Here is a 20,779-nt window from a genome sequence, read left to right on the forward strand (position 1 = left end):
GCTTCGCTCATCGCTTGTCGCCGCGGCTCCGCGCCGGCGGCGCGATAGTCGACGCGGTGGGCGCGGCGGCGCGCTTGTCCTCCGTGCGCTTGTCCTCGGCGCGCTTGGCGTCGAGCTTGATTTTCAGCTCGATCTCGCCGAGCGCGTCGAGCGCGCCGCGCGACAGCGCCGCCGGACGCGCCGGCGCGCCGAACTCGGCGGTCTTTTGCGGCGAGGCCTCGAGCGCGGCGAGCGTCGCTGGATTGGCGAGGCCGCGGATCGGCTTGATGGCGATCCCCTGATGCGCATAGGCCATGATGTCGTGCCAAGTCTTCGCCGGCAGCGTGCCGCCGGTCATATTGTTCATTGTCTCATTGTCGTCGTTGCCATACCAGACGCAGCCGCCCATATTGCCGGTGAAGCCGCAGAACCAGGCGTCCTTGTAGCCATTGGTGGTGCCGGTCTTGCCGATCACGTCGACGCCCGGGCCGAGCTGGGCCCTGCCGCCCGTGCCCTCGTCGATGACGCGCTTCATCATCGTGTCGAGCTCGGCGATCTTCTCGAAGGGGATGACCTGCTCCTGCGGCGGCGCGTCGCGATCATGCTCATAGAGCAATTCGCCGCGGCTGTTGCGGATCTCGGTCGCGGCATAGGGCGTGGTCCTCTTGCCGCCATTGGCGAAGGCGGCGTAGCCGGCGGCGTGCTCGAGCAATATCACATCGCTCTGGCCGACCGGCAGCGAGGGCGTGTCCTCGAGCGGCGTGGTGATGCCGAGCTTGCGGCAGGTGTCGATGATCCTGGCGCGGCCGGCGTGCGAATCGCCGTTGCCGATCGCGATCGACAATTGAATGGCGATGGTGTTGAGCGATTTGGCGAGCGCCAGCGAGAGCGGCAGCGAGCCGGCGTAGCCGCCGCTGTAATTATGGACGCAATAATTGCCGATGCATGTCGGCCGGTCGGTGACGATCGTCGTCGGCTTGAACTTGCCGGTCATCAGCGCGGTCAGATAGACATAAGGCTTGAACGAGGAGCCCGGCTGGCGCGCCGCGTCGGTCGCGCGGTTGAACTGGCTGACGCCATAGTCGCGCCCGCCGATGATGGCGCGCACCGCGCCGTCGATGTCCATGAAGGCGGAGGCGCTCTGCTTGGCGTGATAGGCGCGCCCGCTCTCGCGCAGATTTTCCTCGACCACGTCTTCGGCGCGTTTTTGAATATTCGGGTCGAGCGCGGTGCGGATGACGAGCACGCGATTGTCGCCGAGCTTGCCGGATTGGGCGAGCCGCTGCGCCTCCTTGAAGGCGAAGTCGAGATACCACTCGGCGCTCTGGTCGCGGCTGCGCTCGATCGGCGTCGCCGGATTGCGCTGCGCGGCGACGATCTGGCTCTGCGTCATGAAGCCGGCGACGACGAGATTGTCGAGCACGTCATTGGCGCGCGCGCGCGCCGCGGGGAGATTGACATGCGGCGCATATTTGGCCGGCGCCTTGAACAGGCCCGCGAGCATGGCCGCCTCGGCGAGGCTGACGTCGCGGATCGATTTGCCGAAGTAGAACTCCGCCGCGGCCTGAATGCCGAAAGTGCCGCCGCCCATATAGACGCGGTCGAGATAGAGCTTCAAAATCTCCTGCTTGGTGAGGCGCTGCTCGAGCCAGAGCGCGAGGAACGCCTCGTTGATCTTGCGCGTGATGGTGCGCTCGTTGGAGAGAAAGACGTTCTTGGCCAGCTGCTGGGTGATCGACGAGCCGCCCTGCACGACGCCGGCCGAGCGGGCGTTGACGGTGACCGCGCGCAGCGTGCCGATGGCGTCTATGCCGAAATGATCGTAGAAGCGCCGGTCCTCGGTGGCGAGCACGGCCTTGATGACATAATCTGGATATTGGTCGAGCGGCACGGCGTCGTCATGCTTGATGCCGCGCTGGCCGACCACGGCGCCGTAACGGTCGAGAAAGGTGATCGAGAGGTCCTGCTTCTTCAGCCAGTCGTCGCTGGTCATGCGCATGGCCGACACCGCGAGCGCGGCCGCCGCCACGGCGCCGCCGAGCGTCAGCGTCAGCGTCTCGCAGCCGAGCTCGACGGCGATCCGCCGCAGGCCGCGCACCTGAAAACGGTGCATATAGGCCGAGAAATTCTCGTAAGCCTCGCGCGCGCCGCGGCTCGAATCGAACAGGCTCGAGTCGATATAGGCGTCGAAATCCAGCAGCAGCCTGGCGAGGCGCTTGTATAAGCGCGAGGATCGAATACGCTCGAGCAATTCGCCGCTCCCTGGCCGACCGAATGGCGCCGGAGCGCGAATGATAGCACTTCCGCAGCCGTCTTGACGATGGCTCGCTGTCGCGCGCCGGCAGAATGAAATAAGAGCGCGCAGCGCCGTGGACGAGGGTCGAAGCGTAAGGGAATGACGAGTCGCAAGGACGAGGGGACGGGCGAGCCGTTCTGGACATTGCCGCTGGAGCGATTGACGCGCGCGCAATGGGAGAAGCTGTGCGACGGCTGCGGCCGCTGCTGCCTGGTCAAGCTCGAGGACGAGGACACGGGCGCCATTCACCACACCAGCGTCGGCTGCGATCTGCTCGATCCCGCGAGCGGGCGCTGCCGGGATTATGCCAAGCGCAAGGTCAAGATTCCCGACTGCGTGCGGCTCAGCGTCACGGCGCTGAAGACCATTCGCTGGCTGCCCCCGACCTGCGCCTATCGGCTGCGCGCGGAAGGCAAGGCGCTGCCGGACTGGCATCCGCTGCTGACCGGCGATCCGGACAGCGTGCATCGGGCCGGCGTCTCGGTGAGCGGCCGCGTCGCGGCGGCGGAATCCGAGGTGGACACCGACGACCTGCCGCAGTTCATCGTGCTGTGGCCGAAGCGCTGGCCGCGGCGGCGGAAGGGGCGGGCGGCTTGATGCGGGGTATGAAAATAATCCTTGACAGCTGGACTGTGGTCCTATAAACAGGGGGCATGCTCCACAATTGCGCTTGCGCGGCGAGGCTGGCGTCCCTCGAGGCATCATGATAGCCTCGGACGATCGAAAGGAACCTCGTTCTATAAGTCGCGTTATCGGTGGGAAGGGAGGCGAACATGGCCAATCGGAATTACGCAGGCCGCTTTTCTTCCTCGGTTTCTCACGGTTTCACACACGGCCTCGCGCAGATGAGCAGCCTGGGGAAAGCGCGTCCTTTCCTTCGGACATTGCGAGCGAACAGCGTCGTCGAGGCGATGCGGGGCGATTGGTTGCGTCTCGGAGGCGATATGGCGGTCGTGATCGAAAAGGCCCACGAAGGAGTCTGCGCCAAGCCGGAGCGCGACTAGAGGCCCGGCCATGTCAGAGCCGCAAGCGCCTCAGGACTCGAGCAGCGGCAATCAACCGCAGGTCGTCAGCGCGAAATGGGTCGGCCCCTTGCCGCCGCCCGCCGTGCTTCGGGAGTTCGAAGACTTGCTTCCCGGCGGAGCCGAGCGACTATTCGACCAGTTCGAGAAGGAAGCCGAGCACCGACGAAGTTGCGAGAAGAAGCAGTTGGACGCGGCGATCGCCGACACGCGCCTCGGCCAGTTTCTGGCGGGATTGTACGCGGTCTGCGCCTTCGGTGTCGCGGCTTTCGCGATCTACAAGGAAGCGAACTGGGCAGCCGTCGTCATCGGCGGAACGACGATCGTCGGCGGCATCGTCGCATTTCTTCGTCAGAGGGAGAAGGAATAGTCGCATCGTCATGTGGTCGTCCGCGCCAGCCGAGTGAGACTGGCGATCGTGCTGTGGCCGAAACGCTGGCCGCGGCGGCGGAAGATCGTATGAAAATATTCCTTGACAGAGAGACGGTGGTCCTATAAACAAGGGGCATGTTCCACTATTGCGCTCGACGGGGCGGCGCTCCCTTCCGGCGCGGCATCGATAGGCTCGGCCCATGCTTTTCGACACAGACTCCCCGAGGGCCTTGCTGAGCAGCCGTCTCGACACGCTCTATGTCACCGACAGCCGCAGTCGTCTGCTGCGCAGCAATGAATGGGATTCCCGCCCCGCTCCCCGCTTCCACCTGATGCGGACGCCAGCCGGGCCGCTGTTTCGCTGCCGCGCCGATATGCCAGACTGCATGGTTGCCCGACTCGGCGAGCTCTGTCGGAACGAGGCGCCGGGTGAGGCGCCGAGCGAGCGTCCAGGCCGGGAAGCCGTCTATCTCGACCTGCTCGGACACAAGGCTCCCGTGACGCAAATCTGGACCGGGCCGGTCTATCGGGCGGATGCGGTCCCGCCGCCGCCACGATCGCCCGTCGCCATCCATGAGGGCAACGCCGAACTGCTCCGGCCGCTCTTCCCGGACTGGTTGCCGGACGTGCCTCACAGGCGGCCCTTCCTGGCTGTGGTCGAGGGCGATCGCGCCGTGGCGATCTGCGCCAGCGTGCGCATCTCCGATGCGGTGCATTGCGCCGGAGTCGAAACCCATCCCGACCACCGCCGCGACGGCCATGCCGCCACGGTGGTCGCCGGCTGGGCGCAGGCCGTGCGGGCGCTGGGGGCCGTCCCCTTCTACAGCACCGCCTGGACCAACATAGCCTCTCGGGCGGTCGCAGCCCGCCTCGGCCTGCCCTTGGTCGCCACGGACTTCCACGTCGGTTGAGGCGGCTCGAGAAACGGCGGCGATCGGCGATAGCGCGGGCTCGCGGTATGCGTAGCGCGTGAGCGTCGTTCGATCGACATCCGCCTTCGCCTGCAACGCCCTCATCCGACCCCGCTTCGCGGGGGCGCCTTCTCCCGCCTTGCGGGAGAAGGGCGCGCTCTTGCTTGCGAGCGATCGGTCGTCGTCGATTTCGATCGGAGATTTTCGCATGGCGCGTCCCAGCGCTGCGCCGTCGAGCGCGGAGATTGAAAAGGCGAAGCTGCTCTATGACGCCGGCGTCGAGCCGGTCCGCAAGCTCCGCGACATGCTCGGCATGAGCGACCGCGCCTTTCGCGCCTTCCGGGTCGAGAACGGCTGGCCACTGCGCGAGTCGCCGATCAAGCACGTGGCCGAGCGCGAGCCGAGAGAGCCGGCGAGCAAGCCGACCCGCAGCCTCATCGCGCGATTCGAGGAGGCGGTGGAGCGCGAGTTCGCCCGCGCCGAAACCGCGCTGCGAAAAGGCGGTCCCAAGAGTGTCGAGCAGAGCGCGCGCGTGCTCGCGAGCCTGGTGCGCAGCCTCGCCGAATTGAAGCGAATGTCGCGCGACGCCGGTCCCGCTCCGCGCGGCGAAGAGGAGGACGAGAGTGGCGCCGACGCATCCGCCGACGAGCCTCCCCGCGAATTGGCCGAACTCCGCGAGGAGCTTGCTCGCCGGCTCGAGCGCCTTCGCGGCCGCGGGCCGGCTGAATGATCTTCTCGCCGGATTCACCGCGCGCGAGATCGCGCTGCTGCTCGCCGATTGGGAGTTTTGCGCGCGCGAGGATCAATGGCCGCCGCTGCTCGCGCCGAACGCTCGCCCCTGGCGCGTGTGGATGATCCTCGGCGGGCGCGGCGCCGGCAAGACGCGCGCCGGCGCCGAATGGGTGAAGGGAATAGCGCAGGGGCGCTCGCAATTCGCGGCTCGTCCGCTGTCGCCGATCGCGCTCGTCGGCGAGACGGCGGCGGATGTGCGCGATGTGATGATCGAAGGCGTTTCCGGCATTCTCGCCGCGCATTCGCGTCATGAGCGGCCGCGCTGGGAATCGTCGCGCCGGCGCCTCACCTTCGACAATGGCGTCATTGCGCAGGCTTTTTCCGCCGAGGATCCGGAGAGCTTGCGCGGCCCGCAATTTTCCGCCGCCTGGTGCGACGAGCTCGCCAAATGGCGCTATGCCGAGGAGACCTGGGACATGCTGCAATTCGGGCTTCGTCTCGGCGACTGGCCGCGCCAGCTCGTCACCACGACGCCGCGTCCCATTCCGATCATCAAGCGATTGATGAACGAGACGGGCGTCGCCGTGACGCGCGCGAAGACGCGCGCCAACGCCGCCAATCTCGCGCCCGCCTTCCTCGAGACGATGCTCGCGCAATATGCCGGCACGCGCCTCGGCCGGCAGGAGCTCGACGGCGAGATCGTCGAGCAGCGCGCCGAAGCGCTGTGGACGCGCGACATGCTGGAGCGCGCGCGGGTTGCTTCGGCGCCGCCCCTGCAGCGAATCGTCGTCGCCGTCGATCCGCCGGCGTCCTCCGGCAAGCGCGCCGATCGCTGCGGCATTGTCGCGGCGGGGATCGCCGGCGACATCGTTCATGTGCTCGAGGATGCGACGCTGGAGTCGGCGCGGCCGGCGCAATGGGCGCGCGCGGCGATCGCGCTCTATCACAAGCTCTCCGCCGATGCGCTCGTCGCCGAGGTCAATCAGGGCGGCGAGATGGTGCGCGCGGTCATTCACGAGGCCGATCCGAGCGTGCCGGTGAAGGAGGCGCGCGCGACGCGCGGCAAATATCTGCGCGCGGCGCCGGCGGCGCAGCTCTATGAGCAGGGCAGGGCGCGCCATGTCGGCGCCTTTCCGGCTCTCGAGGACGAAATGTGCGATTTCGGCGCCGACGGCCTCTCGTCCGGCCGCAGTCCCGATCGGCTCGACGCGCTGGTGTGGGCGATCACCGCGCTGGCGCTGACGCCGCGCGTCGCGGAGCCGCGGATGCGGCGGTTGTGAGGGAACCAACGACAACGCCGTTTGCCGACTCTCGACGCGCGCTCCTTCTCCCGCTCGCGGGAGAAGGTGGCCCTCGCGTGAGCGAGGGTCGGATGAGGGCGCCTGCAGCATGTGCGATTCTGCAACGCTTCACTTTCTCAATGAGCGGACATGTCGGCGCGGACCCTCATCCGACCCCGCTTCGCGGGGCCACCTTCTCCCACGAGTGGGAGAAGGGAGCGCCCCCTTCTTCGACGAACGGATGCTCCGCTCCCGACATTTCGTACAGGACATCTCATGCCCTCTTTCCTCTCACGCCTGTTCGGCGCGCTTGCGCCCGAGCGGAAGAATTCGCGCGCCGCGACGCTGGCGCTGCATTCGCTCGGCGCGCCCCGCTGGACCGCGCGCAGCACTGTCGCGCTGACTCGCGCCGGCTATGAGCGCAACGCCGTGTGCTATCGCGCCGTGCGCATGATCGCGGAGAGCTGCGCCTCGGTGCCCTGGCTGCTCTATGAAGGACGAACGGAAAATCCCGAGCATCCGCTGCTGCGGCTGATCGAGCGGCCCAATCCCGCCGACACCAGCGTCTCCTTCATCGAGGCGCTGTGCTCCAATCTTCTGCTCTATGGCAACGCCTATGTGGAGGGCGTCTTTATCGACGGGCTCTTGCGCGAGCTCTATTGCCTGCGGCCCGATCGCATGAGCGTCGTCGCCGGGCGCGACGGCTGGCCCGCGGCCTATGTCTATTCCGCGGCCGGCGAGAGCGTGCGCTTCGAGATGCGGCGGCGCGGCGTCGAGCCGATCCTGCATATTCGCCTGTTCCATCCGCTCGACGACATTAACGGCTTCGCGCCGCTCGCCGCCGCGCAGACGGCGCTCGACACGCATAATGCGGCGAGCTTCTGGAACAAGGCGCTGCTCGACAATTCGGCGCGGCCCTCCGGCGCGCTGGTCTATGCCGGGCCCGACGGCGGGCATTTGACCGATGCGCAATTCGATCGGCTGAAGCAGGAATTGGAGGAGAATTTTTCCGGCGCCGACAATGCGGGGCGTCCGCTGCTGCTCGAGGGCGGGCTCGATTGGAAGACCTTGTCGCTCTCGCCCAAGGACATGGATTTTTCCGAGACCAAAGCCGCCGCCGCGCGCGAGATCGCGCTCGCCTTCGGCGTGCCGCCATTGCTGCTCGGCCTTCCCGGCGACAACACCTATCGCAATTACGAGGAGGCCAATCGCGCCTTCTGGCGCCAGACGGTGATCCCGCTGGTGCAGCGCCTGCAGAAGGCGTTCGCCGCCTGGAGCCAGCCGGGCTTCGCGCCGTTTCGCCTCGACTACAACGCCGATCGCATCGACGCGCTGGCGCAGGAGCGCGCGCAGGAATGGAGCCGCATCGGCGCCGCCGCCTTCCTCACCGTGGACGAGCAGCGCGAGGCGGCGGGCTACGGACCGATGGGCGGCCACACGAAATATTCGCCGGATCAGCCGCGCGTATCCGCAGGCTCGCCCGAGGGCGGGCAGTGGACGAGTGGGAACGGGGGCGGCGGGAGCGGGCTCGTCGATGTCGCGCTGAACACGATCGGCGCGATCGTGAGCGATGCGGGCGGACTCATCTCTCAGATCGCCGATCTCATCGATCTGCGGGACGAGGAGGGCGGGCGTTTCGGGGGACATGCCATTCGGGATCATGTCGGGAAGAGCGACGAATACCTCGTAGACAAAATCCGCTCCAGTATCGTAGGGAACCGCTACGTTGGCGACGGCAATACCAGAGCAGGAAGCTTTCCTTCCGTGGAGGCGGCCAATAAGCTCATCAATTCCGTAATCGCACATAACCAATCTGTCGTCGAATCAGTGGTCGATGGCGCTATAGGAAGTCCCAAGCGGATCGATTGGATTTTTGGGTCGCCGACGGGACGCGAAGCTTATACATATCGGCCATGGGACCCTGGGGCGTCCATATTTTTCCGGGACACTTATGGGGCGGCGGTTGTAATTGTCCGTAACTTGCGGTCCAAAAATGGATATTCTATCCTCACGGCATTCCCATTCTACGACTAGGAGATCGTTAATGGCCTCCAAGATGCCTTCAGAGTTCGAGTCGATGTGCCTGTCGATCGAAATGGGCTTCTATTACAAGGACACGACTGATCCGATCGCAATGCAATTCGAAAAGCTATCGAAGAAAGTCGTCGAAGAGGCGATCCGGGACCGCAGTCGTTCGGAACTCGTCGTTCTGAAAAGCTATTTGGACGAGCTCGCGAGCGGAAGCCATGCCGCCGCCGACCTCACGAAAATTTGGGAGAGCACGAAGCCGAGAGTTGCCTTTTTCGGCAGCACAGGCGCCGGAGGGACGACGCCGGCAATCGTATATATCTTCGAACTGGCCCGCGCCGCTGTCGACGCGCGGCTGGCGAACCTACCGGCGGAGGATTCGCCGGCGAGCGATTCGGACGGCTGAGGCGCCCACGTCGTTGATCCGAGCGCGGCGATCAGAGGATCAATCCGCACCGCATTGCCGCTGTTCGACCGACAGGATGCAAGCATGAGTCCCTCTATCTCAGAAGAGCTCGAGTCGGTCTGCTTGGCGATCGATCTGGGATTTTACTATAAAGACTCGAACGCGGTCATCGACATGGATGCCTTGCTGGCGCAGGTCATAGCGAAAGCGCTGTCGCCCTGGGACGCAGCCGAACTTTCGACCATGAAGGTTTCCCTCGACGAATTGCTGCGTGGCGACCGCGCCGCGGAACGACTGACTAAGATGTGGATGGCGAGAAAGCCGCTCGTCACATTTTGGGAAGGAACCGATCCCAACGTCGAGCGGCGAGGGGTCGAATATGTTTTCGAGAAACTGCGCGCCGCGATCGAAGAAAAGCTCGCGGGACCTTGAATCCGGCGCACCGAGCGAACCGGCTCGGGCTTTAAAAATTATCGCGGCGGAGATCGATCGCTCGTCGTGAACGGCGCGATCGGGCGGCCTCAGCGCGCCCGCTCGGCGATGTCGCGCGCATTGCGAAAGCCTCCACATGACCGAGATCGTCACCTCCATCATCGAGCGCGGCGATCTCGCCCATCTCGCGCTGTTCCTCTGGGCCAGCGCCGCCACCGCCTTCGCCATGCGCGCGCTGCGCGAGCTCGGCGCCTCGACGCGCCGGCTCGACGCCTTCGTGCGCGAGCTGGCGCGCTTCAATCGACGTTATGGGAGCGATATATGAGCCTCGTCATTTCGCCGCCGCGCTTCGGCAGGCGCCGTCCCGCGCGCAAGACGCCGCGTGTGGACGCGGAGATCGTCTTCAAGACTTTCGTGCGCACGCTGGAGCGGCTGCGCGAGACGCCGCGCGCTCCGTGCGCGGCGACGCGGGAGAAGGCCTGATGAGTGGACGAGCGTTGCATGACGTTCGCGCCGGCGCCGTCGCGCCGCTTCGGCTGGAGACGAAGCGCGCCGCGTTGCGCATGGCGACGATCGGCGCCGATGGCGTCTTCGCAGGCTATGCGAGCCTGTTCGATCTTCGCGACAGCTGCGGCGATGTCGTCGCGCCGGGCGCCTTTGCGGCGAGCCTGCGCCGGCGCGGCGCCGCGGGCGTAAAAATGCTGTGGCAGCATCGGCCCGAGGAGCCGATCGGCGTCTGGGCCGACATCGCCGAGGATGCGCGCGGGCTCAAGGTGAAGGGGCGTCTGGACCTCGCCGTGACGCGGGCGCGCGAAGCGCTGTCGCTGATCCGCGCCGGCGCGCTCGATGGACTGTCGATCGGCTTTCGCACGCTGCGCGCGTCGAGCGATCGCAATGGCGGGCGGCGCTTGATGGAAATCGATCTCATCGAGATTTCCATCGTGACCTTTCCGGCGCTGCCGCAGGCGCGCATCGGCGCGCCGGCGCCGCCGGATGCGGCGGACGACTTCGGCCGGAAGCTCGCGCGGCTGCGCATGCGCAGGGCGGCGCTCGGCTTCGAGACCAAGCTGCGGCGCGCGCTCGATCATTGTTCCGCCAGCGAAGGCGCGCCTTTGTAGAGTGATGCTTTCGCGCTCCGAGCGCGCTCTGGACCGCGCGCCTTCAGGCTCGCTTCGCAAACCTTCCAATCACCTCGATCGACCTCCGCGCTTGTGCGGAGTGGTCGTGCGTCGTCTCCAGCAGAAAGAAGCTGTTCGAATGTCGTCTGTCGAAACCAAATCCCTCGCCGGCGAGGACGTCCTCGCCGACCTCAATTGCGCCTTCGCCGCGTTCAAGGATACGAATGAAGAGCGCCTCGCGCAGATCGAGACTCGCCTCGGCCCCGATGTGGTGACCGAGGAGAAGCTGCTGCGCATCGATCGCGCCATCGATGAGACGAAGCGCCGCCTCGATCGCGTCGCGCTCGATCTGGCGCGTCCGCGACTCTCCGGCGCGCCGCGCGAGGACGAGTCCGCGGGCGAGCACAAATCGGCTTTCGCGCTCTATATGCGCGCCGGCGAATCCGCGGGCCTCAAGGCGATCGAGTCGAAAGCCATGTCGACGACCTCCGGTCCCGACGGCGGCTATCTCGTGCCGACGCCGGCAGAGCAGGAGATTTTGCGCCGTCTCGCGCGTCTCTCGCCGATCCGCGCCATCGCCAGCGTGCGCGAAATCTCCACGCATTCGCTGCGCAAGGCGCGCGCGACCGCGGGACCGGCGACCGGCTGGGTCGCGGAGACCGACGCGCGTCCGCAAACGACCAATCAGCAGATCGTCGACCTCACCTTTCCGGCGATGGAGCTCTACGCCATGCCGGCGGCGACGCAGACTCTGCTCGACGACGCCGCTGTCGACATCGAGCAATGGATCGCCGAAGAGGTGCAGACCGCTTTCGCCGAGCAGGAAGGCGCCGCCTTCGTCAGCGGCTCGGGAACCGATCGCCCCAAAGGCTTCCTCGCCTACACGATGGTCGCGGACAGCGGCTGGAGCTGGGGCAATATCGGCTATGTCGCGACCGGCGTCTCCGGCGGCTTCGCCGCGGGCAATCCGTCCGACGCATTGTTCAATCTCGTCTATGCGCTGCGCGCCGGCTATCGCCAGAACGGCAAATTCGTGATGAATCGGCAGACGCAATCGACGATCCGCAAGTTCAAGTCGACCACCGGCGAATATCTCTGGGCGCCGCCGGCGAGCCTCGACGCGCCGGCGACTCTTCTCAATTTTCCGCTCGTCGAAGCGGAAGACATGCCCGAAATCGGCGCCGACAGCCTGTCGGTCGCCTTCGGCGATTTTGCGCGCGGCTATCTCGTGGTCGATCGACTCGGCGTGCGCGTGCTGCGCGATCCCTACTCGGCGAAGCCCTATGTGCTGTTCTACACGACGAAGCGCGTCGGCGGCGGCGTGCAGGATTTCGAGGCGATCAAGCTGCTCAAGTTCGGCACGGCTTGACGCTGTCGGCCGCGCGGCGCGCGGCCGGCTCCTCTCTTCATATTGTCGGATCGCCACATGATTCTCACTCTTCTCTCCGGCCCGGCCGTGGAGCCGATCTCGCTCGCCGAGGCGAAGGCCTGGCTGCGGCTCGACTCGAGCGACGAGGACGAGCTGCTCGCCGCATTGATCGTGTCGGCGCGGCTGACGCTCGAAGCGTTCACGCGACGCTTCTTCATCACGCAGAGCTGGCGCATGACCTTCGACGCCTGGCCGGCTTCGGCGATGAGACAGCGCATGCTCGCCGTTCCTGTCGCGCCATTGCGCGGCGTCACGGCGATCCGCGTCTATGACGCGCGTGACGTGGCCACCACGCTCGGCGCCGGCGAATACAGCGCGTCGCCGGCGCAGGAACATGGGCGCATCGCATTCGTGGAGGCGCCGCCGGCGCCGGGGCGAGCCGCGGACGGCGTCGAGATCGATCTCGTCGCCGGCTATGGCGATGCGGCGAGCCATACTCCCGAACCTTTGCGCCGCGCGCTGCTGTCGCTCGTCGCGCATTGGCGCGAGAACAGAGGCGACGAGGCGGTGGAGGCGGCGCGCTTGCCGGCGCTGGTCGCCGCGCTGGCGCGGCCCTATCGGCGCGAGCGGCTCGCATGAGCGCGGCGTCGATCGGGGCGATGCGCCTGCGCGTGACGCTGGAGGCGCCGATAGACACGCCGGACGACAGCGGGTCGATGACGCGCAGCTATGCGCCGATCGCCGATGTCTGGGCGAAAGTGACGCCGCTCGCGGGCGAGGCGCGGTTCGTGGCCGAGCGCGAGGAGCAGGCGATCGCTTCGCTCGCGCTCATTCGCTGGCGCGATGATGTGACGAGCCGCATGCGTCTCGTCCTGGGGGCGCGCAAGCTGCTCATTCATTCTGTCTATGATCCCGACGGGCGGCGCAGATGGCTTCTGTGCCGCTGCGAAGACATCGAAACGTGAGGACGAGAGATGAGCGTTTCGCCGCCCCTCGCCTTGCGCAAGGCGATCATTTCCCGCCTCGCGAGCAATTCCGCGCTCGTCGCCGCGCTCGGCGGCGTAAAAATCTATGACGAGGCGCCGCGCGCGGCGGAGCCTCCCTATGTGCTGTTCGCCGAGACGCAGATGCGCGACTGGTCGACGTCGGACTCCTCCGGCGCGGAAATCATATTCGTGCTCTCGGCGGTGTCCTCTCAGCGCGGCGGCCGCGAGCCGCTCGACATAGGCGAGAGCGTGGTCGAGCTGCTCGACGAGGCGCCCATTGCTCTCGACGGCCATCATCTCGTCGATCTTCGCTATCTCTCGGGCGTGACGCGCCGTGAGCAGAACGGCCGCTTCGCGCGCGTCGATCTGCGCTTTCGCGCAGCCATAGAACGGCTCTGACGCGAGAGCGCCACAACCATCGGAGCAGAAGCAATGTCCGCCCAGAAGGGAAAAGATCTGCTGCTGAAGCTCGACGACGGGACGGGCAATTTCGTCTCCGTCGCGGGGCTTCGCACGCGACGCCTGTCGCTTTCCGCCGACAGCGTCGACGTCACCGACGCGGAATCGGCGGGGCGCTGGCGGGAGCTGCTGGAGGGCGCCGGCGTCAAGCGCGCGAGCCTCGCGGGCGCGGGAATCTTCAAGGACGCCGATTCGGACGCTCTCATCCGCCAGCTGTTCTTCGACGGCGCGCTGCGCGGCTGGCAGATCGTCGTTCCGTCTTTCGGAACGGTTTCGGGCGTGTTCCAGATCGTGAGCCTCGACTACCGCGGCGAGCACAGCGCCGAGATCACCTTCGACATCGCGCTCGAATCGGCGGGCGCGCTCGCCTTCGTATCGGCGTGAGGCGCGCCATGGCCAATGCGCGACGCGGCGAGGTCGAGGCGAAGCTCGACGGCAAGACCTATACTTTGTGCCTGACGCTCGGCGCTCTCGCCGAGCTCGAGAGCGCGTTCGGCGCGAGCGATCTCGTCTCGCTCGCCGAACGTTTCGAGCAGCGCCGTCTCTCGGCGCGCGATCTGCTGCGCATCATTGCTTGCGGACTGCGCGGAGCGGGCCATGCGGCGACCGACGAGGAGGTCGCGCAGATGAAGGTCGAGGGCGGACTCGGCGAATATGCGCGCATCGCGGCGGCGCTGATCGGCGCGACATTCGGCGAAAGCGAGGCGGCAAACCCTCCGGCGCCGCAGGACGTGACGAGTTGAGGCGGCCGCCCTTTCCCTGGGATCGGGCAATGGCGTTCGGTCTCGGCGTTCTGCGGCTTTCGCCCGGCGCCTTTTGGTCCATGACGCCGCGCGAGCTCGCGGCGGCGGCGGAGGGCGTCTATGGCCTGCGTCCTCGCGCGCCGTCGCGCACCACGCTCGACCATCTGATGCGCGCCTTTCCGGACGGAGAACGAAGATGACGACATCGATCGATCCGCTCGCAGATATTTCGTTCCAATCGCTCGACCTGCAGAAGACCACGCAGCTGTTGAAGGAGGTCGATGTGGCCGCGGCGGCGGCGTCGAAGACATTGGCCGCTGGTTTCGGCAATGCGATCGTTGCGGGCAAGGGCGTCGACGCCACTCTGGCGTCGATTGCGCAGACGCTGGCGAAGCTCGGCGCGAAAGCGGGGGTGGCTTCGCTCGCCGATGGCCTCACGAGCGGGCTCGGCTCGCTGCTGTCGGGAGCTTTCGGCGGCGGGGGAAGCTCGTTGAAGCTGTTCGCCGACGGAGGCGTCGTCGCCAGTCCGACCTTCTTCGGCGCCGACGGCTCGGCCGGCTTGATGGGCGAGCGCGGCGCCGAGGCCATCATGCCGCTGGCGCGCGGGCCGAACGGACAGCTCGGCGTGCAGATGCAGGGCGAGCGCGCGCCGGTCGCCGTCACGGTCAATATCGCCGCGCAGGATGTCGAGAGCTTTCGGCGCTCGGAGGCGCAGATTTCGGCGGCGCTCGCGCGCGCGGTGACGCGCGGACGGCGGAGCCTATGAGCGAGCGGACACATGACGGGATTTCACGAAGCGCTGTTTCCGCTGGATGTGTCGCTGCATGGACGCGGCGGACCCGAGCGGCGCACCGATATCGTCGCGCTCGGCTCCAATCGGGAGGCGCGCAATGCGCGATGGGCGAATTCTCGGCGGCGCTATGAGGCGGGCTATGGCGTCAAATCTCTGGCGCAGCTCGCGACGGTCATCGATTTCTTCGAGGAGCGGCGCGGGCGCCTCCATGGATTTCGCTGGCGCGACCGCGCCGATCATTCCTCCGCCACGCCCGGCGCCGCTCCGACGCCGATGGATCAGGCGATCGGCATAGGCGATGGAGAGACCGCGAGCTTCCAGCTGACGAAGACATATGGCGGCGCCTTTGCTCCTTATTCGCGCCTCATCGGCAAGCCCGTCGAAACGAGCGTGCGTCTCGCTGTCGCTGGAGCCGAAAAAACGAAGGACGTGCATTTCAGCGTCGACGCGACAAGAGGCCTCGTCACCTTCGCGCCCTCCGCTGTTCCGCCCAGCGGCGCCGCGATCACCGCGGGATTTCTTTTCGACGTTCCGGCGCGCTTCGACACGGATTTTCTGGAGATCGACGTTTCGTCCTTCGAAGCCGGGGACATACCGCGCATTCCGATCATCGAGATCATTCTTTGACGAAAGGAAGCTCGCCATGCGCAGCGTCACGCCGTCGATGCAGGCCAAGCTCGACGCTCCCGTCTCTACATTGTGCAATTGCTGGCGTCTCGCGCGCAGGGACGGCGTGGTGATGGGATTCACCGATCATGACCGCGACCTCACCTTCGGCGACGTCGTCTTTCGCGCGGATTCGGGGCTTTCGGCGACGCAGGCCGAGGCGAGCCTCGGCCTTTCCATCGGCAGCGGCGAAGCGCTCGGCGCTCTCAGATCGGAGGGGGTTCGGGAGGCCGATCTCGTCAATGGAGTGTATGACGGCGCTTCGGTCGAGATCTGGCTCGTCGACTGGAGCGATGTGAATGATCGTCTGCTGATCGACGCCGCGACGATCGGCGAGGTGCGGCGCAGCGAGTTCGCCTTCACGGCGGAGCTGCGCTCGCTCGCGCATCTCTTCGATCAGCCGCGCGGCGATTCGTTTCAGCGCGTGTGCTCCGCCGATCTCGGCGATGCGCGCTGCAAGGTCGATTTGACCGCCTCCGGATTTCGCGGCGCCGGCGCCGCGCTCTCGTCGTCGGGAGACTCTTTCGTCGCAAGCCTTTCGGAGGATTTCGACGAGGATTTCTTCACCGGGGGCCGCTTGCATTTTACGACCGGCGCGAATGCGGGCGCGCGCGCGACGATCAAGTCGCATCGCCGCGTGGGCGAGACGGCGAGCCTCGCGCTCTGGGCGCCGCTCGCTGCGGCGATCGCCCCCGGGGATGAATTCACGCTCGCCGCGGGCTGCGACAAGAGCGCTGGGACATGCCGGACGAAATTCGCCAATCTGGTCAATTTTCGAGGATTTCCGCATATGCCGGGCAATGATCTCGTCATCGCCTATCCGAGCGCTGCGGCGCCGGCGATGGATGGCGGGAGCTTGTTTCGGTGAGCGCGCCGATGCTGCCGCGAGCCGAGATCGTCGCCGAGGCGCGGCGCTGGATCGGCACGCCCTATCGTCATCAGGCGTCGCTCATTCACGTCGGCTGCGATTGTCTCGGCCTCGTGCGCGGCGTATGGCGCGCGCTGATCGGGCCAGAGCCGGAGGCGCCGCCGCCTTACACGCCGGACTGGGCGGAGGCGCTCGGCGTCGAGACATTGGCGAGCGCCGCGCATCGGCATTTCGTCGCCGCGGACGCGCGTTGGCTCCGCCCCGGAGACGTGCTGCTGTTTCGCTTTCGCGAGGGCGCGCCGGCCAAGCATCTCGGCATTGCGACGGACTCGAATCACATGGTTCACGCCCATGGCGGCGCCTGCGTCGCCGAGGCGCCGATCGGGCTTTGGCGGCGACGCATCGTCGGCGCATTCGCTTTTCCGGGCGTCGAGGATTGAGCGCGGGGAGATCATGGCGACGCTGCTGCTGCAATCGGTCGGCGCTCTCGCGGCGCCTATCTCGTCCCTCTTGGGAAATGTCGCGGGCGCGGTCGCGGGCGCGCTCGTCGGCTCGGCGTTGTCGCCGAATGCGACGCGCTATGCGGCGGGTCCGCGCCTCAAATCCATGGATGGGATCGCCTCGACGGAAGGCGCCGCGATTGCGCGCGTCTATGGCCGCGCGCGCATCGGCGGGCAGATGATCTGGGCGACGCGCTTTGTCGAGCAGACGAGCTCGTCGGTCGACAGCTCCGGCAACAGCGGCAAAGGCGGCGGCGGCCGCGTCGAGACCGTGACCGTGACCTATGCCTATTACGCCAATTTCGCGATCGGTCTCTGCGAGGGGCCGATCGCTTTCGTGCGTCGCGTGTTCGCCGACGGCAATGAGCTCGACATGACGAGCCTGCCGATGAGAATCTATCTCGGCGACGAGGAGCAGCTCGCCGATCCACTGATCGTCGCCAAGGAGGGCGCGGAGAATGCGCCGGCCTATCGCGGGCTCGCTTATGTCGTGTTCGAGCAATTGTCGCTCGCCGCATTCGGCAATCGCATTCCCCAGCTCACTTTCGAGGTGGTCAGGCCCGTCGCCGGAGTCGGCGCGATGATCCGCGGCGTCGACATCATTCCCGGCGCGACGGAGGCGGGCTATCTGCCGGCGCTTCAGTTGAACTTTTTTTCGCCGGGCGAGACGCGCGCCGAAAATCGGCATCAGCTGACCGCCGCGAGCGATTGGACGGCGTCGATGGACGCGCTGCAGGCGCTGTGTCCCAATCTCGAGAGCGTCGCTCTGGTCGTCGCCTGGTTCGGCGACGATCTGCGCGCCGGCCACTGCACGATCGCGCCGCGCGTCGACGCGACATTCAAGACGATCGGGGAGTTCGATTACATCGTCGGCGGCTATTGGCCGCCGGATTGGTCGGTCGCCGGAGTGGGGCGCGACGGCGCGCGGCTGGTGTCGCAGATCGACGGACGCGCCGCTTATGGCGGCACGCCGAGCGACGCCTCGGTGCGCGCGGCCATCGCCGATCTGCGCGCGCGGGGGCTGTTCGTCACCTTCTATCCATTCGTGATGATGGACGTGGCGCCGGAGAATGCGCTCATAGATCCGCATACGGGCTCTGCGCCGCAGCCGGCGTTTCCCTGGCGCGGACGCATCACATGCGATCCGGCGCCGGGACTCGGTGGAACGGTCGATGGCACCGGGGCGGCGGCGACGCAGGTTGCGGCCTTCTTCGCGCAATATCGCGGCTTCATTCTGCATTATGCGAATCTGTGCGTCGCGGCCGGCGGCGTCGACGCTTTTCTCATCGGCTCGGAGCTGGTCGAGCTGACGCGCGTGCGCTCGGCGAGCGGCGCCTATCCGGCGGTCGCCGCGCTGCAGGCGCTCGCCGCGGATGTGCGCGCGATTGTCGGCGCCGCGACGAAAATCTCTTATTCGGCCGATTGGACCGAATATGGGGCGCATGTCCCGGCGGCCGGCGAGGCGCGCTTTCCGCTCGATCCGCTATGGGCGTCCTCGGCGATCGACTTCGTCGGCGTCGATGTCTATTGGCCCTTGTCGGACTGGCGCGACGGCGCCGAACATCTCGACGCGCATATCGCGTCGAGCGTCTATGACGTCGACTACCTGACCGCTCGCGTTGCTTCTGGCGAAGGCTTCGACTGGTTCTACGCCAGCGAAGCGGATCGCGCGGCGCAAAACCGCCTGCCGATAACCGACGCTCTCGGCAAGGCGTGGATGTTTCGGCAAAAGGATCTGCTCGCCTGGTGGAGCCATGCGCATGTCGAGCGCGTCGGCGGCGTGGAGCTCGCTTCGCCGACGGCCTGGACGCCGCGCGGCAAGCCGATCTGGATCATGGAGACCGGCTGCCCCGCCGTCGATCGCGGCGCCAATGCGCCCAATGTGTTTCCCGACATGAATTCATCGGAAGGCGGGCTGCCTTGCTTTTCGCGCGGCGGGCGCGACGATCTGATGCAGGCGCGCTTCATCGAGGCGATGCTGACGCATTATGATCCGGCGGCGGCCGGCGGCGACGCGCGCAATCCTCTGTCGCCCGTCTATGGCGGGCGCATGGTCGATGTGTCGCGCATCCATCTCTGGTGCTGGGACGCGCGGCCTTTTCCGGCCTTTCCCGCCTGCAGCGATGTTTGGGCCGATGCGCCGAACTGGGACACGGGCCATTGGCTGAACGGGCGGCTCGACGGCGTTCCGCTCGATGTCCTCGTCGCCGAGCTGGCGGCGCCGGCGGTCGAGCCGGAGCTGACGACGACGCGGCCGGACATATTCGGCTTCGTCGACGGCTATGTGCTCGATGCGACCATGTCGCCGCGCGACGCGATCGAGCCGCTCGCCGATCTCTTCGGCTTCGATACGGTGGTGTCGTCGGGCGCGCTGCGCTTCGTCGCGCGGGCGGGAAAGCCGGTGCGGGAGATCGGCGCGGATGATCTCGTCGCGCAGAAGGACGGACGGCTCGTCGATCTGCGCCGCGCGCAGGAGAGCGAGCTGCCGCATGAGATCGCGCTCTCCTTCGGCGATTCGGAGTTCGATTACCGCACGGGCCGCGTGCTGTCGCGGCGGCTCGAAGGCTATTCGTCGCGGCGCAGCGAGACGCAGGCGGCGGTGATGATGGGGCGCTCCTGCGCGCAGAAGCTCGCCGACGCCCGGCTGCGGAGCCTGTGGGCGAGCCGCGAGACGGCGAGCTTCTCCTTGCGCCCGGGGCTCGCGGCGCTGGAGCCGGGCGACGTCGTCGCATTGTCGGCGGCGCCGGGACGCTTGTTCCAGATCACGCGCGTGACTGATGGCGCGGAGCGTGCGATGGAGGCGCGCTCGGTCGATCCGAGCGTCTACGACCTCGCCGCGCGGGCGGTCGAGCGGCCCGCTCTCGCGGCGCCCGCCGTGATCGGACCGCCGCGCATCGTCGTGCTCGATCTGGCGCTGGCGCGAACGGATACGGCGCCGCTCTCTCATCTCGCGGCCTATGCCGATCCCTGGCCCGGCGCGCTCGCTCTGTTGCGCAAGGTCGGCTCGTCATTCGAAGCGGCGGGCGTCATCGAGAAGCGCGCGACGATCGGCGTGACGCTGGACGCGCTCGCGCCGGGGCCGTCGGGGCGGTTCGATCTCGGCGCCTCGGTCATGGTGCGGCTCTTTTCCGGCGCGCTCGCCTCGGTGAGCGATGCGCATGCGTTCGCGCTGCGCTCGGCGATGGCGATCCGCGGCGCCGATGGCGCATGGGAGGTTTTCGCCTACACGCGAGCGGAGCTCGTCGCGAGCAACACCTATCGGCTGTCGCGGCTCCTGCGCGGGATCGGCGGAGAGGATGCGCTCGCGTCCCGCAGCGTCGACGCCGGCGCCACTGTGGTGCTGCTCGACGACGCGCTGGTTCCGCTCGCGAGCAACGTCGCCGAGATCGACTCGCCGCGAACCTATCGCATCGGACCGATCGGCCGCGATCATGGCGATCCGACCTATGTCGAGGCGAATGTCGCGGCGACGCGCAAGGCGCTGCAGCCATACGCGCCGACCCATGCGCGCGCGCGGCGAGGGGCCGGGGGCGTGACGATCTCCTTCACGCGGCGCGGACGCATCGACGCCGACGCCTGGGAGGGGATCGACATTCCGCTCGGCGAGTCGAGCGAAGCCTATGAGATCGAGATCGCTCTGCCGGGCGGCGGGCTGCGCCTCCTCGGCGGGGCGGCGACAGCGATTCTCTATCCGTCGAGCGCGGAGCTCGCGGATTTCGGCGCGCCGCAGACGAGCCTCGACGTGACGATTTTTCAGATCGGCGCGCGGGTGGGACGCGGCTTCCCGCTCGCGGCGATCGTTTCCATCGAGTGACCGGC

At 67.0% G+C, this 20,779-nt stretch carries 24 protein-coding genes and 1 pseudogene; 24 read left to right on the forward strand and 1 reads right to left on the reverse strand.

The window, feature by feature from the left end:
- Positions 1-7: 7 nt before the first annotated feature.
- Complete coding sequence (locus K3F48_RS00845; RefSeq protein ID WP_222573508.1) at positions 8-2,230, reverse strand: transglycosylase domain-containing protein; 2,223 nt, start codon at positions 2,228-2,230, stop codon at positions 8-10.
- A gap of 144 nt (positions 2,231-2,374) precedes the next feature.
- Here K3F48_RS00845 and K3F48_RS00850 point away from each other — a divergent pair, with 144 nt between their 5' ends.
- The 24 genes and pseudogenes from K3F48_RS00850 to K3F48_RS00960 all read left to right on the forward strand — a co-directional run bounded on the left by K3F48_RS00850 (position 2,375) and on the right by K3F48_RS00960 (position 20,774).
- Entirely contained in the window at positions 2,375-2,872 is a 498-nt protein-coding gene (locus K3F48_RS00850; RefSeq protein WP_222573509.1) for a YcgN family cysteine cluster protein, read from the forward strand.
- 417 nt (positions 2,873-3,289) lie between these two features.
- Entirely contained in the window at positions 3,290-3,667 is a 378-nt protein-coding gene (locus K3F48_RS00855) for a DUF2335 domain-containing protein (protein ID WP_222573510.1), read from the forward strand.
- Between the two features lie 202 nt (positions 3,668-3,869).
- Complete coding sequence (locus K3F48_RS00860; RefSeq protein WP_222573511.1) at positions 3,870-4,580, forward strand: GNAT family N-acetyltransferase; 711 nt, start codon at positions 3,870-3,872, stop codon at positions 4,578-4,580.
- Between the two features lie 208 nt (positions 4,581-4,788).
- Positions 4,789-5,310: a hypothetical protein gene (locus K3F48_RS00865; protein WP_222573512.1), complete on the forward strand. Its 522-nt coding sequence runs from the start codon at positions 4,789-4,791 to the stop codon at positions 5,308-5,310.
- Complete coding sequence (locus K3F48_RS00870; RefSeq protein ID WP_255607878.1) at positions 5,264-6,592, forward strand: DNA-packaging protein; 1,329 nt, start codon at positions 5,264-5,266, stop codon at positions 6,590-6,592. Before K3F48_RS00865 ends, K3F48_RS00870 begins: the two co-directional genes overlap by 47 nt.
- A gap of 276 nt (positions 6,593-6,868) precedes the next feature.
- Positions 6,869-8,026 (forward strand): annotated as a pseudogene (locus tag K3F48_RS00875) (phage portal protein); the annotation flags it as partial.
- Positions 8,018-8,626 (forward strand): RNase A-like domain-containing protein, encoded by a 609-nt coding sequence (locus K3F48_RS24085; RefSeq protein ID WP_255607987.1) that lies wholly within the window; start codon positions 8,018-8,020, stop codon positions 8,624-8,626. The pseudogene K3F48_RS00875 and the gene K3F48_RS24085, both read left to right, overlap by 9 nt.
- Entirely contained in the window at positions 8,586-9,026 is a 441-nt protein-coding gene (locus K3F48_RS00880; protein WP_222573514.1) for a hypothetical protein, read from the forward strand. Before K3F48_RS24085 ends, K3F48_RS00880 begins: the two co-directional genes overlap by 41 nt.
- A 123-nt stretch (positions 9,027-9,149) precedes the next feature.
- Positions 9,150-9,458, forward strand: coding sequence for a hypothetical protein (locus K3F48_RS00885; protein ID WP_222573515.1), 309 nt, complete (start codon positions 9,150-9,152; stop codon positions 9,456-9,458).
- Positions 9,459-9,594: 136 nt separating this feature from the next.
- On the forward strand, positions 9,595-9,783 hold the full coding sequence (locus K3F48_RS00890) for a hypothetical protein (RefSeq protein WP_222573516.1): 189 nt from the start codon (positions 9,595-9,597) through the stop codon (positions 9,781-9,783).
- Positions 9,780-9,941 (forward strand): hypothetical protein, encoded by a 162-nt coding sequence (locus tag K3F48_RS00895; RefSeq protein ID WP_222573517.1) that lies wholly within the window; start codon positions 9,780-9,782, stop codon positions 9,939-9,941. Before K3F48_RS00890 ends, K3F48_RS00895 begins: the two co-directional genes overlap by 4 nt.
- A complete protein-coding gene (locus K3F48_RS00900) occupies positions 9,941-10,576 on the forward strand; it encodes an HK97 family phage prohead protease (RefSeq protein WP_255607884.1) in 636 nt (211 codons plus the stop codon). The genes K3F48_RS00895 and K3F48_RS00900 overlap by 1 nt, the downstream gene beginning before the upstream one ends.
- 139 nt (positions 10,577-10,715) lie before the next feature.
- Positions 10,716-11,945, forward strand: coding sequence for a phage major capsid protein (locus K3F48_RS00905; RefSeq protein ID WP_222573518.1), 1,230 nt, complete (start codon positions 10,716-10,718; stop codon positions 11,943-11,945).
- Positions 11,946-12,002: 57 nt separating this feature from the next.
- Positions 12,003-12,584 (forward strand): head-tail connector protein, encoded by a 582-nt coding sequence (locus K3F48_RS00910; RefSeq protein WP_222573519.1) that lies wholly within the window; start codon positions 12,003-12,005, stop codon positions 12,582-12,584.
- Positions 12,581-12,910 carry a phage head closure protein gene (locus K3F48_RS00915; protein ID WP_222573520.1) on the forward strand — a complete coding sequence of 110 codons (330 nt, stop codon included), beginning with the start codon at positions 12,581-12,583 and terminating at the stop codon, positions 12,908-12,910. Before K3F48_RS00910 ends, K3F48_RS00915 begins: the two co-directional genes overlap by 4 nt.
- 9 nt (positions 12,911-12,919) lie before the next feature.
- On the forward strand, positions 12,920-13,330 hold the full coding sequence (locus K3F48_RS00920; RefSeq protein WP_222573521.1) for a DUF3168 domain-containing protein: 411 nt from the start codon (positions 12,920-12,922) through the stop codon (positions 13,328-13,330).
- A gap of 33 nt (positions 13,331-13,363) precedes the next feature.
- Positions 13,364-13,774 carry a phage major tail protein, TP901-1 family gene (locus K3F48_RS00925; RefSeq protein ID WP_222573522.1) on the forward strand — a complete coding sequence of 137 codons (411 nt, stop codon included), beginning with the start codon at positions 13,364-13,366 and terminating at the stop codon, positions 13,772-13,774.
- A gap of 8 nt (positions 13,775-13,782) precedes the next feature.
- Positions 13,783-14,133 (forward strand): gene transfer agent family protein, encoded by a 351-nt coding sequence (locus K3F48_RS00930; RefSeq protein ID WP_222573523.1) that lies wholly within the window; start codon positions 13,783-13,785, stop codon positions 14,131-14,133.
- The gene (locus K3F48_RS00935; RefSeq protein WP_255607890.1) at positions 14,130-14,333 is read left to right on the forward strand and encodes a rcc01693 family protein; all 204 of its coding nucleotides are present in this window, start codon (positions 14,130-14,132) and stop codon (positions 14,331-14,333) included. Before K3F48_RS00930 ends, K3F48_RS00935 begins: the two co-directional genes overlap by 4 nt.
- The gene (locus K3F48_RS00940) at positions 14,330-14,899 is read left to right on the forward strand and encodes a phage tail tape measure protein (RefSeq protein ID WP_222573525.1); all 570 of its coding nucleotides are present in this window, start codon (positions 14,330-14,332) and stop codon (positions 14,897-14,899) included. Before K3F48_RS00935 ends, K3F48_RS00940 begins: the two co-directional genes overlap by 4 nt.
- 12 nt (positions 14,900-14,911) lie before the next feature.
- Positions 14,912-15,553 carry a DUF2460 domain-containing protein gene (locus K3F48_RS00945; protein WP_222573526.1) on the forward strand — a complete coding sequence of 214 codons (642 nt, stop codon included), beginning with the start codon at positions 14,912-14,914 and terminating at the stop codon, positions 15,551-15,553.
- Positions 15,554-15,569: 16 nt separating this feature from the next.
- Entirely contained in the window at positions 15,570-16,460 is an 891-nt protein-coding gene (locus K3F48_RS00950) for a DUF2163 domain-containing protein (RefSeq protein ID WP_222573527.1), read from the forward strand.
- 8 nt (positions 16,461-16,468) lie between these two features.
- Positions 16,469-16,900, forward strand: a complete 432-nt coding sequence (locus K3F48_RS00955; RefSeq protein ID WP_222573698.1) for an NlpC/P60 family protein — start codon at positions 16,469-16,471, stop codon at positions 16,898-16,900.
- A 13-nt stretch (positions 16,901-16,913) separates the two neighbouring features.
- Positions 16,914-20,774: a glycoside hydrolase/phage tail family protein gene (locus K3F48_RS00960; RefSeq protein WP_222573528.1), complete on the forward strand. Its 3,861-nt coding sequence runs from the start codon at positions 16,914-16,916 to the stop codon at positions 20,772-20,774.
- Positions 20,775-20,779 lie beyond the last annotated feature (5 nt).

Origin of the sequence: Methylosinus sp. Sm6, from assembly GCF_019802345.1 — a bacterium.
GTDB lineage: Bacteria > Pseudomonadota > Alphaproteobacteria > Rhizobiales > Beijerinckiaceae > Methylosinus.